Here is a 15,851-nt window from a genome sequence, read left to right on the forward strand (position 1 = left end):
TCTGGGGCTGCTCCTGCAAAGCGCCACCTTCGGTTGGCTGGCACTAAGAATGCGCGGTCAGGGCACGCGGGGGCGCGACGGCAACACAAGCTGACGTAGCGTCACTCTCGCACGGGCCCGTCAGTTTACTGACGGGCCCTCCGCGTTGAGTAAAGCGTTCCGGGATCGGTGGGCCGTGGGGGCGTGCGAGACAGCGCATGCGCTGAGGATTGCCGGGCATCGCCGTTCTGTCGTGTGGTGATGGAAGGTGATGCAGGTCTGGAGCCCGTGCTGGCTCATGGTGTGCAGCAGCGCCGCCTGGAGGGCCCCGAGGCGCTGCCTGCGGACTTGCTCGCTGCGCCGGTCCAGCTCGACACCGTCCTGGTCACGCTAGTCACAGCGTGCCGCGTGGTACTCGAGAGCCCAGTGGTCGGAGACGAACGTGCGCACGTTGCTGTCGTAGCCGCCAACCTGCTGGTGGGGGAGAACGGCAGATGTCTTCATCCGCACCAGCAGCGACCCGCGTCACCGCGTCGGAGTCGAACCTCGCCGACGTCTCCGGACAGGGCGAGACCGTTCGCATCGTCCTGGACGACGGCCTCCCCCCATGAACCCCATGAGGCCGGCGCCTGATCGGCACTGCCTGCCGACGAACAGCCGATGGCCGCCCGGATCGATCGAGCGGTCATCGTGTGGCCCCTCCTCATGAGGGCGCATTACGACGTTCCGGACCAGCGGGCCGCTGTGGCCGCGTACCGTCACCTCCAGGCGATGCAGTGACCGGGCGGTCACGCAAGGTTGCAACCTGGGAGGGGTCGAACATGGTGAACGCCGGGACGTACCCGCTGTGGCAGCAGATTGCCGTCACCGAGGGACTGCCGGACGAAGCGCTGCCCGCAGTGATCGAGGCGCTGTGCACGGCCTCCCGCGCCTTCTACGGCGTCGACAACAGCGGGGACGAATCGCGCAAGCAGGCCTTCGCGGCCGCGCTGTCCACCCTCCTGCAGCGGGCGGCCAAGCCCGCGCTGCACCGGCGACTCCTGGCGCAGGCCGACGACAAGCAGCTCGCCGACCTCGCCGACCAGGGCGTGGTCACAGCCGCCGACCTGCCCGCGATCCTGCGCACCCACCGCCTGCCGGAGATGGTCGGCCTGCCCAAGCCGAGCGTGACCTGCCGCCACCGGCTCAACCGCATCGCGGAACGGGTGCGCTACAACCCCGGCCTCATGGATATCGTGGCCGAGCAGCTGCACGCGGTTGCCGACGAATGCGTCCGCCGCGGCCGCCTGCTCACCCCGCCCCGCAATCCCAAGGACGACCGCTACAAGGCCATCACCGTGGCCGAGGACCTGGCCCGGCTCAGCGCCAATCCCGGCCGTGCTCACCGAACCGGGCCAGCTCCGCATCGAGCGCCGCACGGAGAGCCTCTCCGTCGACGCCAGGTATCGCTTGCGGGACGAGTGTCGCAGCAGCGTCGGAGATCAGCATCCGGAAGGCCCGCTGTCCGGGTGCCAGACGCGCCCTGGGAAGCAGGACGCACTCCCGGACCTCCGCGCCCGGCCCGACACTGCCGCCTTCTTCGATGACCGCGGGCCCGATGACTCGGCTGCCGCGGCCGATCCGGACACCGCGCCCCATACGGACCGGGCCGACGATCACGGCTTCCGAATGGATCGACGCGCTCGGATGGACGACCGCGAGCGGACCATCCGGAGCGGCGAAGGGGGGACGCCCCAGCCGGCCGTGTCAACGCCATGAACGAGCCGTCGAGGAACTGCCGCGGCGTGCCGAAATCGACGAAACGGTGCGTCGTGATGTGGGCCAGAACCCGGGCGTCCGGGCGAGCGACGATTCCGGCAAGCACGTCTCGGCCCAGGTCCTCCGGGTCCGGCCGGCCCGCTCGGGCGTCAAGCGTCTCCAGCTGGACGAAGTCCTTTAGGAGTCCGGCCGCCGATGGACCGAATACAGCAGTCCCTGTCGCGGCGATCCGGCCTTCCGCGGCGGCTCCGGGCTTGTGCTGGTAGCGGAGAACCCGGCGGCGGTCCTCAGCCACACTGGCGATGTCGCCCGTAAACTCTGCCGCCGGCCACGGGTGGCGGAGGCAGCCAAGAGTGACGTCGCCGCCGCTGGATCGGTGGTCTGCCAGCAGGGCCGTCAAGTCGAGGGTGGAGATGGTGTCGGCGGGCAGCACGAGCAGGGCCTCCCCTCCCCAGGACCCGGCGAGGGTAGCGAGCGTCCCGCCGGTGCCGAGCGGGACTTCCTCTCGCTGGTAGGAGATCTCAACGCCCAGATCGGCGAAACCGGCGAGCGCCTGCCGGAAGGCGGGTTCGTGGACCGCCTGGACGTTCACCGTGACCGCCGTGACGCTGGCTACCCGGAGCCGGTCGACCGCCCAGCAGATCAGCGGGACGCCGAGGACGGGCAGGAGCGGTTTCGGGCAAGTGTCCGTGACGGGTACCAGCCGCGAGCCATATCCGGCCGCGAACACCAGTCCGCGCACCGTTTCCGGTTCCGTCCCGTCTTCGACCGCTGCCATGTCGTCGGACCTCACCGCGCGCAGCTGATACCGGCGAGACGGCTCATCGTGATCTCCCCGCCCGCCAAGTCGTACCGGACGAGGTCCAGCGCCGCGGGCCGTATCGTTCCGTAGCCCTTCTCACGGCGTGCGGAGACGACACCGGCGATCGAGCACTCGGGGACGACCGGTGCCTGGAACACGGCAACCGAGACGTGGGCGATGTCCCGCATGGTCGTGTAGTCGTTGCTGACGAACGCCCGTGGGCCTTCGACCGAGCCGGCCTCGTGCAGTCTGGTCCGAAGCCGGACCAAACCGTCACTGGGAACCCCGCACACGAATAGCCCGCCTTTCGATCCGCCCAGGCCGGACAGCTCGATCTCGATCGGCGGGCAGTCCCTCAGCGCGGTTTCGACGAGGTCTGCGTAGTAGTCCACCTGGTCCTGCGGCACCTGGTCCTGATAGCCCTCCAGGCTGCGCACGGTGCTGTGCAGGTTCTCGGGAAGATAGGTGAAGTGGTGCGGCGACAGGGCCGCGGCGATCGGGCCCAGATCCTGGGCGATCGCGTCCCGGATCGCGCCGTCGACCGGCACGACCAGACTCAGCCCCCAGCGGGGGTCGCCGTGGCGGGGGATGGAGTCGGCGTTGTAAGTGCCCTCCGCGAGAGCGGGCTCGGCATCGCCCCACATGGTGTGGAACTTCGCGGCCAGGTCGGGCGTCCGGTAGGTGTCAGCTGTCCGGGACGTTGGCTCAGGCATCAGTCACTCATCAGGGTGTTCGGCGGGATCGGGCAGAGTCGAAGGTCGGCGGTCAGCTCGTTGTGCAGCTCGCCGTTGGTGGTCAGCAGGCTTCCGCCCGGAGGTCCCGGGCACCCGACATGTCGGTCCAGGCACCGCCCGCCTCGGCAACGATCAGGGCCGGGGCCGCGACCTCCCAGAGCTACTACCCCGGCAGCATCACCACACCTACGCCGCAGACCTTCAGCGTGGCCTCCCCACCGGCAGTTGGAGGCCGGCTTCGGAGTTGACCACCCCTGTCGAAGCGAGCGGTCACGCACTGCACCCCGGGCCCATATCCGCCAGATTTGAGCCCGGCGCGAGACTTGCGGGGCTTTACACGGGTTCCTCACGTACGCCTTCTCACCGGCGTTCCCCGGCTCGGACTGCCCTCAGTTTTTACCCGGCCGCTGCGACGGCCCGGCGGTAGAGGTCTTCCACCCCCACTCGGTCACATGGCGCCTCGTGGCGCACCCAGAGGTTCTTGCGGGTGACCGGAGCGAGCAGACCGCGCGCGTAGTCACGCATGCGGCGGTGGAGTTCCACACGGTCGAAGCGATGACCGATGGTCACGAGGAGGTCGTCCAGTGCAGCGAGTTGACCACGAACCGCATCGGAGGCGCTCGTGGCACGACAACGAGCCGCATGAGGCGAAGCAACACGCAACACCTTGATTTTCTGCGAGCCCTTAGGAAGATCTATACCCGTCCGCGTGCTGAGCCTTCACGGCTCCGGCTGGGTCCAGATGCTGTGTGGGGTCAGCCCAGCTGGCGAGCAGTTTCAGGCGTTCCGCGGAGGGAGATCCGGGTTCTGCGGTGGAGACGCCCAAGGTCTGTTCCGGGTCGTCGGCCGGTGTGAAGGCCTCGTAGCCCAGTACGAGGTCACCGACGACGGGATGGCGGTAGTGCTTGGTGCCATGGGTGCGCTGGAACACATCATGGTCGGCCCACCAGTGTCGGAAGTCCGCGTCCTGGAGGGAGAGTTCACCGACCAGCTCGGCCAGGGAGGGATCGTGAGGATGGCGACCCGCGTACAGGCGCAAAGAGGAGACGATGCCGCGGGCAGCGCCCTCCCAGTCGGCGTACAACGTGCGGAAGCGGTCGTCGAGAAAGACCAGACGGGCCATGTTACGGCTCCAAACGGGCAGAGCCTCGAAGTCCACATACAGGGCGTGGGCGAGGTGGTTGGCGGCCAGGACGTCCATGCGGCGGCCGTACACGAGGGCGGGGACATCGGTCAGGGCGTCCAGCAGGAGCCGCAGGCCGGGGCGGACGCGCTGCGGGGGCAGCGGGCGGGGACGAGTGCGGGACGGCTTGGCGATCCGGAACAGATGAGCGCGCTCCAGATCGTTGAGCCGCAGGGCGCGTGCGATCGCGTCCAGAACCGATGCGGAGACATTGAGGTGCCGGCCGCGTTCGAGACGGATGTAGTAGTCGACGCTGACACCGGCCAGCTGGGCAACCTCTTCCCGCCGCAGGCCGGGAACACGACGGACGCCCGGCTGGGGCACCAGTCCCGCCTCCTCCGGGGTGATCTTCGCGCGGCGCGTGCGCAGAAAGTCACGCAGCTCGGGGTTCGGTTCCTTGGCCATGTCACCACGGTAGACCGGGCCGGTCCGGGGATGCCTGCCCCAAAGGGGGTCTGCTGGACCCCCGGTCCGGGCGGGTCTCCCCCGGGTGCGTCCGACGGTGTTTGGCTTCTGCCCGAGCGATCAAACATCAGGAGGACCTCATGAAACGCAGGATTCTGGGTGGCACTGGCTTCTCGGTGAGCGAGTACGCACTCGGTGCGATGATGTTCGGCGCCATGGGCAACACCGACCACGGCGAGTCGGTCCGCATGATCCACACAGCGCTCGACGCCGGCATCAACCTCATCGACACTGCCGATGTGTACTCCGGTGGCGAGTCGGAAGTGATCGTAGGCAAGGCGCTCAAGGGCCGTCGTGACGACGTCGTACTGGCCACCAAGTTCGGGCTGGCCATGGGCGAGGACCCCAACCGGCGGGGCGGCTCGGCCCGCTGGATCCACCGGGCGGTGGAGGACAGTCTGCGCCGCCTGGACACCGACTGCATCGATCTCTACCAGATGCACCGCCCCGACCCGCACACGGACATCGACGAGACCCTCGGCGCCCTGTCGGACCTGGTCCGTGCCGGAAAGGTCCGCGCCATCGGCGGCTCCTTCTTCTCCCCCGAGGAGATCGTGGAGGCCCAGTGGACGGCGGAGCACCGCGGGCATCACCGCCTCCGCACCGAGCAGCCTCCGTACTCGATCCTCACCCGCGGCGTGGAAAACCGTGTGCTGCCGACCGCCCAGCGTCACAGCATGGGCGTGCTGACCTTCGGACCGCTCAACTCCGGCTGGCTGTCGGGCCGTACCGACCCGTCCATGGGACACCGGAGCGCGGGCGCCGGGGCGAAGATGTTCGACCTGTCGCAGCCGGGCGTGCGGGCGAAGGCCGACGCGGTCCAGAAGCTCTCCGCGCTGGCGGGCGAAGCGGGTCTGCCGCTGCCCCATCTGGCCACCGCGTTCGTCCGCTCCCACCCGGCCGTCACCGCGGTGCTGATCGGCCCACGCCGCCCGGAGCACCTGGCCGACCTCCTCGCCGGGGCCGATGTCGAGCTCGCTGACGACCTTCTTGACCGCATCGACGAGATCGTTCCGCCCGGCGTCGACGTGAACCCCGGCGACTTCTACATCGATCCCACCCCGCCGATCACCGACAAGCGTCTACGCCGACGCTGAGGCACGGGACGCCTCCATGATCGAGCGTCCGTCGGCCCACTCCAGCACGATCCGCGACCGCTGGGCCGACGCGTGCGCCGTCGCACGACGATGCATCCGGCCCTCCGGCCCTCCGGTGCAACCAGCCGGGCGTCTTCGGACCCGGACGGCTCATACCGAACGCATGCTGTGGCTCGGTCCAAATGCGACCTCGGACGAAGCGGCCGTCGACAGCGGGTGCTCCGGCACCCGCCGCGACAAGTTGAACGCGCGTGGCCGTCAATCGCCTGGATGGCCGCCCACCACGTGCGCGCCGGCCTGCCGTCCAGTGCGCCGGATTCAGTGGGCGACGATGCTTGTCCGCATAGGCGGCCAGTCGTACCCCTACGTGCGAAAGAGTCGAGCCGAAGCGCGACGGACCGCTGCCGCGCTGACGACTGCGTGCGGCTTTCCCGTCGAGATTCAGCCGGTGCTCGCATTCGTCGCGGTGGCGCGGCTTCAGGTCGTGCCGTCGCTCCGGGACGTGCGTGTCCATCAGGAGCGCGACATATCTGCGCTCAAGCACCTCAAGACCGACTGGCGACCAGACAAGGCCGAGGCGGCGTACGAGGCGGCACGTGATCGCCGTACGTGGATTCGCTCTTGACTTGGCCGGGTTACAGCCAACTTTCGTGGAATGTGGCCTGTTCGCGTCATTACCCGCCGGTCCCTGTTGAGGGCGCCGCTTCTCTCCCGCATCCTGGAAGGCTTTCTGTCGAGCCATGATCTGGGGGATAGATGTCTCTTCACTCTGCACTCCGTGCGAATGATCCGGAGTCGGTCCACCGAACGCGCCAACTCATCGAATACATGCGCGAAATTGTTCGCGGGTCGTACAAGCCGGTGCGAGACTGGCAGAAATATCCGGAGGTTCTCTGGCTCTCCGAGCTGCCGGACGACAAGCTCCGGCAACGCCCCGACAGCGAGAGGACGCTGCTCAAGGTGGCCCACCGCCCGCCGCGCCCGGCTCCTGCCCTGCCCGAGGTGCTGGCGGGGTGGGTCGACCCTGAGGCCGCCGCCACCGCGACGCCCGAAGCCCCGCCGCTGGCCGAGTCGGGACCGGGCCAGGGCTGGCAGGAGGACGAGAACGGAGACCTGTTCGAGGTCTTCGAGATCCGCCGGGAGGACGCGCACGACGTGCTGCGCGCCTACGGGCGATGGCTCGACGCGTGGCGCAAGTGGTCGGAAAGTGAGCGTGTCGACCGACCGTACCGGGAACTCCATCAGCAGCTGTACCGAATGGCGACCAGGATTCAGCAGGACGGCGAGGAATACGAGGCGGTACTGGGAGCCGGATTCCTGACCATCGGGGCCGCACGTCCGTCCGCGCGTATCGCCCGGCACATTCTGACGGCGCCGCTGGTTCTCACCGTGAATTCGGCGGACATGTCCATCACCGTCGCACTCGCACCCGGAGACCCCGCGCGGCTGGAAGACGGCGAGTTCCTCGGCGCGGACGAGGGCTACAGCACCCGTCTGCTGAGCCCGCCGCGGGACCGTGTCGACGCGGACGGATTCCATCCGCTGTCCCGTGACTGCCAGGACGTGCTCGCCGACTGGTCGGAGAGGGCGTTCGGCACCGATCGCGCGGCGGCGTTCCACCGTGGCTGGGGCCGCCCGTCCGCCGACCCGATGCTGCCGGTGCCCACGCTCGGGTTCGCGCCGGCGATCATTCTCCGCCAGCGGGGCCAGGGCGCCCTCGTGAACTTCTACGACGGCATCGCGAACCGCCTCGCCCAGCCCGGTGCCGTCGCTCCCCTGGGTCTGGCCCAGTTGCTGTACCAGCTGGAAGCGGAAGACCGCAGACTGTGGGGTACGGCGGGGGGTCGTGACGTGGCGCCCGCGCTCGGCCCCGACCCGCTGTTCCCGCTGCTGTCGAACGAAGCCCAGCGGGATGTACTGAGGCGCCTTCAGACCGATACGGGCGTCGTCGTCCAGGGACCGCCCGGCACCGGAAAGACGCACACCATCGCCAACCTGGTGTGTGCCTTGCTGGCAGACGGCAAGCGGGTGCTCGTGACGAGCGAGAAGGGCCAGGCGCTAAAGGTCCTCCGGCAGCAACTGCCGGCCGAACTGCGCAGCCTTTGTGTCCTCCAGGGCGACCGGCGCCAGGACGGCAGCGACGACCTGGAACAATCCGTGCGCGCGCTCTCCCAGCTCAGTGCCACCCAGTCGAAGGAGCGTCTCGACGCGAGGATCAAGAACCATGAGGCGCTGCGCTCGGAACTGTCGGACACCCGCGCGCGGCTCCGTGACGAACTCCGCGCTGTTCGTGAGGCGGAGTGGTACGAACACCCCGACGTGGCACCCGGTTACCGGGGGCGGCTCGCGGAGATCGTGGAGACCGTCACTGCCGGTGCACCGAAGTACGACTGGATGCCCGCCCTGCCCGCCTCGGCACCCCGAGAACCTTCGCTGAGCCAGGACGAGGCACAGCGTCTGCTGGGTCTGGTGTCCCGGCACGGAGCCGGAGTGCTGGACGAGCATGCCGCCCGGTGCCCAGACCCCGCGGACTTCGTCGCCCCCGTGCTGTTCGCAGAGGCGGTCAACGCCCTGGACGCCGCTCTGCGCGCCTGTACCGGACCGTCGTCCGACCCGCTCGCCCTCGAACTCGCCGATCAGGGAAGCGAGTTGATCACGACGCTGGTCGAGCTGTTGGACGCGGCGGAACATGCGCTGCAGAGCGAGGGCCTGCCGGGAGACCTGGCCGCTTGGCCGCCCGAGGAGTGGACCACGGGCGCCTTGCAGGACGGGATGGCAGGCCGGCGACAGCAGTTGTGGCAGGGAGTACGCCAGTCGTCCGCCCGTGCCGCAGAGGTGCAGAGCGTGCTTCAGCACCTGCCCTTCGCCGTGCTCGACATACCCGATGTGGCGCTTGCCGAGGAAGCGCGTCTGATCGCCGCTGGCAAGGACCTCGAACAGTACCTGCGCGGCGGCGGAAAGCTGCGCAAGCTGGCTCCCAAGCCGGTACAGAAGGAAGCCGAAATCCTTTTGCGGGACTGCCGGGTGGACGGGCGGCAGTCCCGCACGCCGGAGGAGATCTCCGCTCTGGTGGCCCATCTGGCGGCTCGCCAGTGCGTCCGGCAGCTGAACGAGCGCTGGCAGAGCGTCGGCGTGCCTGGGGCCGAGGGCTCCACGGAGGTGGCTCTGTCGCAGCTGCTGGACCGGGTGCCGACCCTCCGCGCGGTCGACGGGTTCACTTACTCCGTGCGTGAGCTGCACGACGTCCTGCTCAAGGCCCGGATCAAGGCCACCGTACGCACGGCACAGCAGTGGGACGACGTCCGTACGTCGGCGAACGGTGCGGAACAACTGCTCCGCGTTCGTGCGGCGGAGGAGAGGCTGCGTTCCATCACCGAGCAGCTGCCGCGGCCCGATGCCCGCGGAGTGGCCGAACTGGCGGAGGTGCACCGGGCCGTCACCGCCCGTGATCCGCGGGCGTACACGTCCGCGATCGACGCGCTGACCGAGGCGTTCCACCGGGAGGCCGATCGCCGTCAGGCCCGCAAACTCCTGGACCGGCTGTCCGAGGACCATCCCGAACTGGCCCGGCGTTTCGCCGAGTCCCCGGCCGAGACGGCTTGGGAGACCCGCCTCATGGACCTGAACGGAGCCTGGGCGTGGCGGCGAGCGCGCACCTTCCAGGACACGATGCTGGCACCTGGCAGGGAAGCCAAGCTGGAAGGAGAACTTCAAGCAGCAGAGGCGCAGTTGCGGAGGACCGTGACCCAACTGGCGGCCGACCGGGCGCTGTACCACTGCCTGGACCGGATGACGGCCGGACAGAAACAGGCACTGAGCGCCTACGCGTCGGCCACAGCGAACGCGGGCAGGGGAATGACGGCACTCGGCAAGCGGCACCTGAAGGCCGCCCGCTCCGCGATGCGTGACGCGCGTGCCGCGGTCCCGGCATGGGTCATGCCGATCAAGCAGGTGGCCGAAATGATCGATCCCGAGCCGGACGCCTTCGACGTCGTCATCGTGGACGAGGCGAGCCAGGTCGGTTTGGACGGGCTGATGCTGCTGTGGCTCGCTCCGAGGATCATCGTCGTGGGCGACGACAAGCAGTGTGTCCCGTTCTACACAGGCGGCAAGCACGAGCGGCTCAACGAACTCCTCGACTCGCTCCTGCCCCATCTCACCGACTGGCAGCGGGACGGGCTCAGCCCCAAGTCCAACCTCTACGACCTGCTGTCGGCGCGCTTCAGCGAGACGATCCGGCTCACCGAGCACTTCCGGTGCATGCCGGAGATCATCAAGTGGTCCTCCGCCCAGTTCTATCCCGACAACGAACTCGTGCCGCTGCGCCAGTACGGAGCGGACCGGCTGCGGCCCCTCGAAGTCGTCCATGTCCAGGAAGGCCACTGTGAGGGACGGCGAGAGACTCTGGTCAACCGGCCCGAGGCCGAACGCATCGTCGCCAAGCTGCTGGAACTCGCGGAGGACGAGGCGTACGCGAAACGGAGTTTCGGAGTCATCGTGCTCCGTTCCGGACTCCAGACAAGGCTGTTGGAGAACCTCATCGACACGCGGATCGACTCTCCGATCCGGGACCGGCACAACATCCGTGTCGGCACGGCCGAACAGTTCCAGGGAGACGAACGGGACGTCATCCTGCTCTCGCTGGTCGTCGACGCCGACAACATACGGCTCGTGAACGGCCCAGGTGACGGAAGGCGGTTCAACGTGGCTGCCAGCCGGGCCCGCGACCAGATGTGGCTGTTCACCTCCGCTACACCGGATCAGCTGAACAGCAGAGACCTGCGCCACTCCCTGCTCACCTACATGCAGGCGCCGCCGGAACTCCAGGGCACCTCTCCCGGCCTGTCCGCCGTCTCGCCCGACGAGCCGTGTGATCCGTTCGAGTCCCTCTTCGAGCAGCGGGTCTTCCGTAGGATCAAGGAACGCGGCTACCACGTCGTCCCCCAGTGGAAGGTCAGTGGCAAACGCATCGACCTCGTCGTCGTCGGAGAGACGGGCCGCCTCGCCGTGGAGTGCGACGGCAGTCCGTATCACTCCACTTCCGACCAGATCCGCGAGGACTACGAGCGGGAGCGCGAACTGCGCCGGGCCGGCTGGCAGTTCTGGCGCATACGCAGCAGCGAGTTCGCACTATCTCCGGAGGATTCGCTGACTCCGCTGTGGAAGCGCCTTGACGCTCTGGGAATCCGGCCTGGAGTCACCGAGGAATCCCAGGGCGACTCGGGGAGCACGTGGTCCCCAGTCGAGATGGACGATGTCGACCTCACCACCGATGAACTCGACGCCATGCTCGATGAGGATGCGTCCGTCTCTCTCGAGGGAGCCTGATGTGAACGAGATCTTCGACGACAGCACGCTGACGGAGATCGCCCACCTGATCTGTGGGGACGAGACGCCTCTGCTCTACCGGAAGGGGTACGAGATAGCCGCGTTCTTCCAGCGAGCGGGTTGGGACGATGTTCCGGAGTACGACGGCACGCCGAGGCACAAGTGGACCTTGGATCTCCTCAGGGAGCGACAGGAGGACGGTATGGATGACGCCAAGCGAGCCGTCCTTCGCTTGGCGAATCGCCTTGAGTACTACAACCAGCAGCAGGAGTACCAGGCCACGCTGAGGCGGCTCAACGAGATACTCGTGCTCGACGGTCGCCGGGTCGGCGAGGACGGAGGCCAACCGGTCCTCGTCCGTTGCGAAGCCGGTTTCGAGGACGAGGTACGTCAGTTGCGGCAAGTCGAGCTGAAGGTCTCTGTGACGGAGGTGGTGAGCGACCCGGAACTCGCCGCCACCGTGCAACTCCGGCTGGACGAGGCACGCATCTGCTACCACCACGGCGCCTACACGTCGGCAGTCATCATGCTGGGCAGCCTGCTGGAGGGAGTGCTCGCGCATGCCGCGCAGACCCGCGCCGCCGGCGTACGCATGCCGAAGCCGATGCGGAACATGGGGTTGAAAGACTTCCTGGACTTCGCGTACGACAACAAATGGATCGAGCACGATGCCAAACTGGCCTCGGAGCTTATCCGGCAGTGCAGGAATCTCGTGCATCCCTTGGCGGAAAAACAGAACGGACACAGCCCGAACCGCGACACGCTCGACATGTGCTGGCCGGTCGTGAACGCCACGCTGAATGACCTCGCGGCGACGGCGACGGCGCCCCCTGCCCCGCCTTCTCCGGGGGCGTCCGCAGATCGAGGTCGTGGCCGCAATTCCAATGCCTCCGCCCAACGTCCAACGCCGGCCTCTGTCGCTCGTCGCCGTCCGGGCGGGGGAACAACGGCGGGCATCTGAACCGCGGGTGCACTCGATCTAGCGTGGGCGGATAAAGCGGAGTCTCTCACGGCGCCTCCTCCGCCCGCGCAGAACATAGAACACGAGGTGTTGGAGGTGGAGGACATCGATGCTGGTCGGGTCGATGCGGTGAGCCAGGTCACTGCGAAATGCGTTGATGCACACCGTGAAGGGAGGTCCGGACAGGCATTTGCCGGGCACGGGCAGCAGCTGCAGTCCTGGTGGTAGCCGAGATGGACGTGCTGGCGGGGCAGTATGAAGGAGCGGGCTGGGAGCAGGGAGTTCTCGCCCGTGTACGGGGTCGAGAAGGAGTTTGACGCTCCCGAGGGACAGATCGAGCACGGTCGCCACCCGAGGACTCATTCGGCACCGGCAATAAACGCTTCGTAGAGACGCAAAAGGCCGATGCCCGGTGTTGCCGTGTACTTCAGCCCGTGCTGCTGGTAGCTGGCCTTCAGCTGAAGGCTGAGCTCGCCACCATGCTACGCATCGATCAGGACCACAAACAGGTGCCGGACGCCGACGGGCGCAGCGCGGCCGTGGACATCGTTGCCGTCGATGAGCACGGCAACCCGTCTCTTGTATTGGAGTTCGACGGAGTCTGGTGGCATGAGGGCAAGGAGGAAAAAGACGCAGCCAAGGCTGCCAGGCTGCGCGCTGCGGGGCTGACTGTGGTGCGGATCCGCGAGGCGGCCCTGGCACCATTGGATCCGACGTTCGACGTGGTCGTCGGGTTCCTGGCTGCTGCCGAAGACGCCGCCGCCGACGTGCTGAACCACTTGGCTGGGTTGGGCTTGGTAGGAAAGGTCGAAGCCTATCGCTATCGAGAGGATTCCTTCACTGGTGCACAGAACCGACCTCTTGCCGCGCAGTGGATTCGCGACCGCCTCGGGGAAGCCGCGCTTCGCGTCGAGCGGAACCTGCACAAGGAGCGGTGGGCGCGGAGGTATGCCGCGCTCGTTGACTACGAGGCCATCGAGGGCCATTGCTACCCGAGCGATCGGGAAGTCCCAGTCGACGGCGTCAATCTGGCCCGTTGGGTCCGAAAACAGCGTGCCATGGCGGCCAGTGGCGCTCTGGATGACGAGCGTGCCCGGCGTCTGTCCGCCATCGACTCGTGGTCGACCGAAAATGCCCACGACGCGTCATTCCGCCGACAGTGCGACAGCTACCGAGCCGCTGTCCTAAACGAGCACGGCGCGATGGAAGCGCGAGAGGCGACCGTATGGGCGAACAACATTCGTATGACCCGCAAGCGGCTGGCCGATCAGAGCGAGGACCTGCCCGCATGGAAGCTCGAAGCGCTGGCATCGATACCCGGTTGGAGCTGGGACCCGTTCGAGGAGGGGTTCCTGGCCAAGGCCGTGATCCTTCAGAACTTCGCCGCCGAGACCCAGCGCAGTGTCGACAGCATCAAGGCGAGGGAAGAGTGGAGTGGTCACAGGATAGGCGTCTGGATCAAATCCTTCCGGAACCGGCGGGCAACTTATGACGCGGAGCGCAGAGGGGACGCCCGGGGCATTGCCGTATAGCGGTACTCCCGCGGACCCCCCCGCGTCGGCGGGGAGGACCCCGTGCCATCGTCGCCCCCTTCCGGGGCCGCCGGAACACCCCCGCGTCGGCGGGGAGGACGCCCCCGCCCCCCTCCTGGGTCCCCCTTCTCCCCGGAACACCCCCGCGTCCGCGGGGGTGTTCCGGCTGACGACGACCCCGAGGGCCTGGTCGACGAAGTCCTCCCCGCCGACGCGGGGGTGTCCTGTCTCATCTACGGCAGGAGCCGATCCCGCGACGTTCCCCCCAGATCCAAGATCCGGACCAGTCGCGGGCCAACGCACTACCGGCCGTCTCGGTCCCCCTTCTTTTTTGCACCCATGAGGGCCGGGCTTGTCAAGCGCGGCAGGGGTCCCTGACCTCGTGTTTTAGGCGTGGGAGTCAGTCCGAGGGCGTTGGATATTCCTGGCGTGAAGTTGTGGCCGGCGACTGGTCGTTCGCGTTTGGCTGGGCTCCCGGGATGACCTGGTCGGCGTGGGGTTCACATGCACCCATTCGGCGTCTGGCCGGCGTGGTCGGCGCCATGACCGTGGTCCGGGGGCCGGGGCTGCTCAGTCAGGTCATCGAGCGCGGCGTGGCCGTCTCATGCAAAAGATGCGAGCTCACCCCGGAGTCTGCGGGCGACCGGTGCGCAAGGGCTTCATCGCGCGGTTCGTTTCCTGCGCTGTGGCTGCGCTTCGGCGGCCTGCAGGAGGTGGTAAGCGCGGGTGAGAAGCTTGCGGGCGATGGCGGTGGTGGCGATCTTCTTGCCGCGGCGGGCGCTGATGGCGTGGTAGGCGTCGGCGAAGTCCGGGTGGCGCTTGGCGGTCTGTGCGGCCTCGCACAGGATCCACCGCAGCCAGGCGTCTCCCTGCTTGGAGATGTGGCCGTGCCGGACGGTGAGGTCCGAGCCGCGCACGGTCGGGGTGAGTCCGGCCCAGGCGGCGAGCTTGCGGGCGGAGGGAAAGCGGGTGACGTCGCCGACCTCGGCCAGGATCACCAGCGCAGTGAGCGGGCCCACCCCCGGCAGGGCGGTGAGGAGTTTGACCCGGGGGTCGCCGCGGGCGTGCGCGGCGAGCTGCGCGTCCAGGGCGTTGATCGGGATCTGCAGTGCGTCCATCAGCTGCAGCAGGTCGTCGACCACGTGGCGGGAGGCGTCCGGCAGCTCGAGCGAGGCGAGCCAGACCCGCCCTGGTCCGGTGAAGACTGAGCCGGCCCGGTCGTGGCCGAGATCCGCGAGTATGGCGTGGACCCGGTTGCGCAGCAGTGTCCGCAGGCGTACCAGCTGGAAGCGGTGGCGCAGCAGAGCCCGCTGCTGGCGCACCTCCAACGGCGCGATCCACGCCTCCGGCAGGAGGTCCGCACGCAGCAGTCGGCCTAGCGTGGCTGCGTCGACTTTGTCGTTCTTGAGCCTGGCGGAGGCGATGGCCTTGCATTGCAGCGGATGCACCAGATGCGGCTGGTAGCCGTAGTCCTCCAGCAGTTCCACCAGCCAGCCCCAGCCATAAGCGGCCTCGAACGCGACCGGAGTACCGATCGGCAGGTCCCCGATTACGCCCAGGACCGGCCCGACCCCGTTGGGCACGTTCCGATTGATCCGGACGGTGCCGTCCTGGTCGAGGACCGCGATCTGCGAACGCTTGCGGTGCACATCGATACCGACGTAGACAGACATTGAGGGCCTCCTTCCCGAGCCCGTCGATACCCGGGACGATAGGCATCGCCCGGCTGAGCACGGAAGGGGGCCCGGCCCTCATAGGGTCAGGTCAGCAGGCGCGACACTCATGTACCACCAGCAGACGAAGAACCTGCTGCGCACTTCGCTCAGGTACCGAAACATGGCCGAAGCACAAGCGGCGAGTCATGCCGGTACAGCACGAGCCTCAGTACAGGTCGTGCTGCACCGGCAACCTCATAGAGCCGGCTGCCCCGGGGCCGACGGGGCAGCGCCTGTGGCGGCGGGCATGCCATTCCCGAGCTAGCCGCCGTCCACTACTTGTCGCAAACATGACTG

10 protein-coding genes and 1 pseudogene are annotated in these 15,851 nt (G+C 67.9%); 6 read left to right on the forward strand and 5 right to left on the reverse strand.

What is annotated here, in order from left to right:
• Positions 1–800: 800 nt before the first annotated feature.
• Positions 801–1,565 (forward strand): hypothetical protein, encoded by a 765-nt coding sequence (locus OIE49_RS06615; RefSeq protein WP_326801507.1) that lies wholly within the window; start codon positions 801–803, stop codon positions 1,563–1,565.
• A gap of 362 nt (positions 1,566–1,927) precedes the next feature.
• Here OIE49_RS06615 and OIE49_RS37070 read toward each other — a convergent pair.
• The 4 genes and pseudogenes from OIE49_RS37070 to OIE49_RS06630 all read right to left on the reverse strand — a co-directional run.
• Positions 1,928–2,515, reverse strand: a pseudogene (locus OIE49_RS37070) (nucleotidyltransferase family protein); the annotation flags it as partial.
• Positions 2,516–2,526: 11 nt separating this feature from the next.
• Positions 2,527–3,252 carry a hypothetical protein gene (locus OIE49_RS06620; protein WP_326801508.1) on the reverse strand — a complete coding sequence of 242 codons (726 nt, stop codon included), beginning with the start codon at positions 3,250–3,252 and terminating at the stop codon, positions 2,527–2,529.
• Between the two features lie 417 nt (positions 3,253–3,669).
• Positions 3,670–3,843, reverse strand: coding sequence for a hypothetical protein (locus OIE49_RS06625; RefSeq protein WP_326801509.1), 174 nt, complete (start codon positions 3,841–3,843; stop codon positions 3,670–3,672).
• A gap of 115 nt (positions 3,844–3,958) precedes the next feature.
• Complete coding sequence (locus OIE49_RS06630) at positions 3,959–4,861, reverse strand: helix-turn-helix domain-containing protein (RefSeq protein WP_326801510.1); 903 nt, start codon at positions 4,859–4,861, stop codon at positions 3,959–3,961.
• A gap of 140 nt (positions 4,862–5,001) precedes the next feature.
• Here OIE49_RS06630 and OIE49_RS06635 point away from each other — a divergent pair, with 140 nt between their 5' ends.
• The 5 genes from OIE49_RS06635 (at position 5,002) to OIE49_RS06655 (ending at position 13,839) form a co-directional block, all read left to right on the forward strand.
• A complete protein-coding gene (locus tag OIE49_RS06635; RefSeq protein WP_326801511.1) occupies positions 5,002–6,018 on the forward strand; it encodes an aldo/keto reductase in 1,017 nt (338 codons plus the stop codon).
• Between the two features lie 331 nt (positions 6,019–6,349).
• A complete protein-coding gene (locus OIE49_RS06640) occupies positions 6,350–6,643 on the forward strand; it encodes a hypothetical protein (protein WP_326801512.1) in 294 nt (97 codons plus the stop codon).
• A 203-nt stretch (positions 6,644–6,846) separates the two neighbouring features.
• The gene (locus OIE49_RS06645; protein WP_326801513.1) at positions 6,847–11,346 is read left to right on the forward strand and encodes an AAA domain-containing protein; all 4,500 of its coding nucleotides are present in this window, start codon (positions 6,847–6,849) and stop codon (positions 11,344–11,346) included.
• Between the two features lies 1 nt (position 11,347).
• A complete protein-coding gene (locus OIE49_RS06650; RefSeq protein WP_326801514.1) occupies positions 11,348–12,307 on the forward strand; it encodes a hypothetical protein in 960 nt (319 codons plus the stop codon).
• Positions 12,308–12,741: 434 nt separating this feature from the next.
• Entirely contained in the window at positions 12,742–13,839 is a 1,098-nt protein-coding gene (locus tag OIE49_RS06655; RefSeq protein WP_326801515.1) for a helicase associated domain-containing protein, read from the forward strand.
• Between the two features lie 659 nt (positions 13,840–14,498).
• Here the strand turns inward: OIE49_RS06655 and OIE49_RS06660 are convergent.
• Entirely contained in the window at positions 14,499–15,512 is a 1,014-nt protein-coding gene (locus tag OIE49_RS06660; RefSeq protein WP_326801516.1) for an IS110 family transposase, read from the reverse strand.
• Between the last annotated feature and the right edge of the window lie 339 nt (positions 15,513–15,851).

It is taken from the genome of Streptomyces sp. NBC_01788 (assembly GCF_035917575.1).
Taxonomy (GTDB): Bacteria; Actinomycetota; Actinomycetes; order Streptomycetales; family Streptomycetaceae; genus Streptomyces.

Coding starts and splice junctions, on each gene's coding strand:
- OIE49_RS06615 (WP_326801507.1), top strand. CDS start 801: ATGGTGAACGCCGGGACGTACCCGCTGTGGCAGCAGATTGCCGTCACC.
- OIE49_RS06620 (WP_326801508.1), bottom strand. CDS start 3,252: ATGCCTGAGCCAACGTCCCGGACAGCTGACACCTACCGGACGCCCGAC.
- OIE49_RS06630 (WP_326801510.1), bottom strand. CDS start 4,861: ATGGCCAAGGAACCGAACCCCGAGCTGCGTGACTTTCTGCGCACGCGC.
- OIE49_RS06635 (WP_326801511.1), top strand. CDS start 5,002: ATGAAACGCAGGATTCTGGGTGGCACTGGCTTCTCGGTGAGCGAGTAC.
- OIE49_RS06640 (WP_326801512.1), top strand. CDS start 6,350: ATGCTTGTCCGCATAGGCGGCCAGTCGTACCCCTACGTGCGAAAGAGT.
- OIE49_RS06645 (WP_326801513.1), top strand. CDS start 6,847: ATGCGCGAAATTGTTCGCGGGTCGTACAAGCCGGTGCGAGACTGGCAG.
- OIE49_RS06660 (WP_326801516.1), bottom strand. CDS start 15,512: ATGTCTGTCTACGTCGGTATCGATGTGCACCGCAAGCGTTCGCAGATC.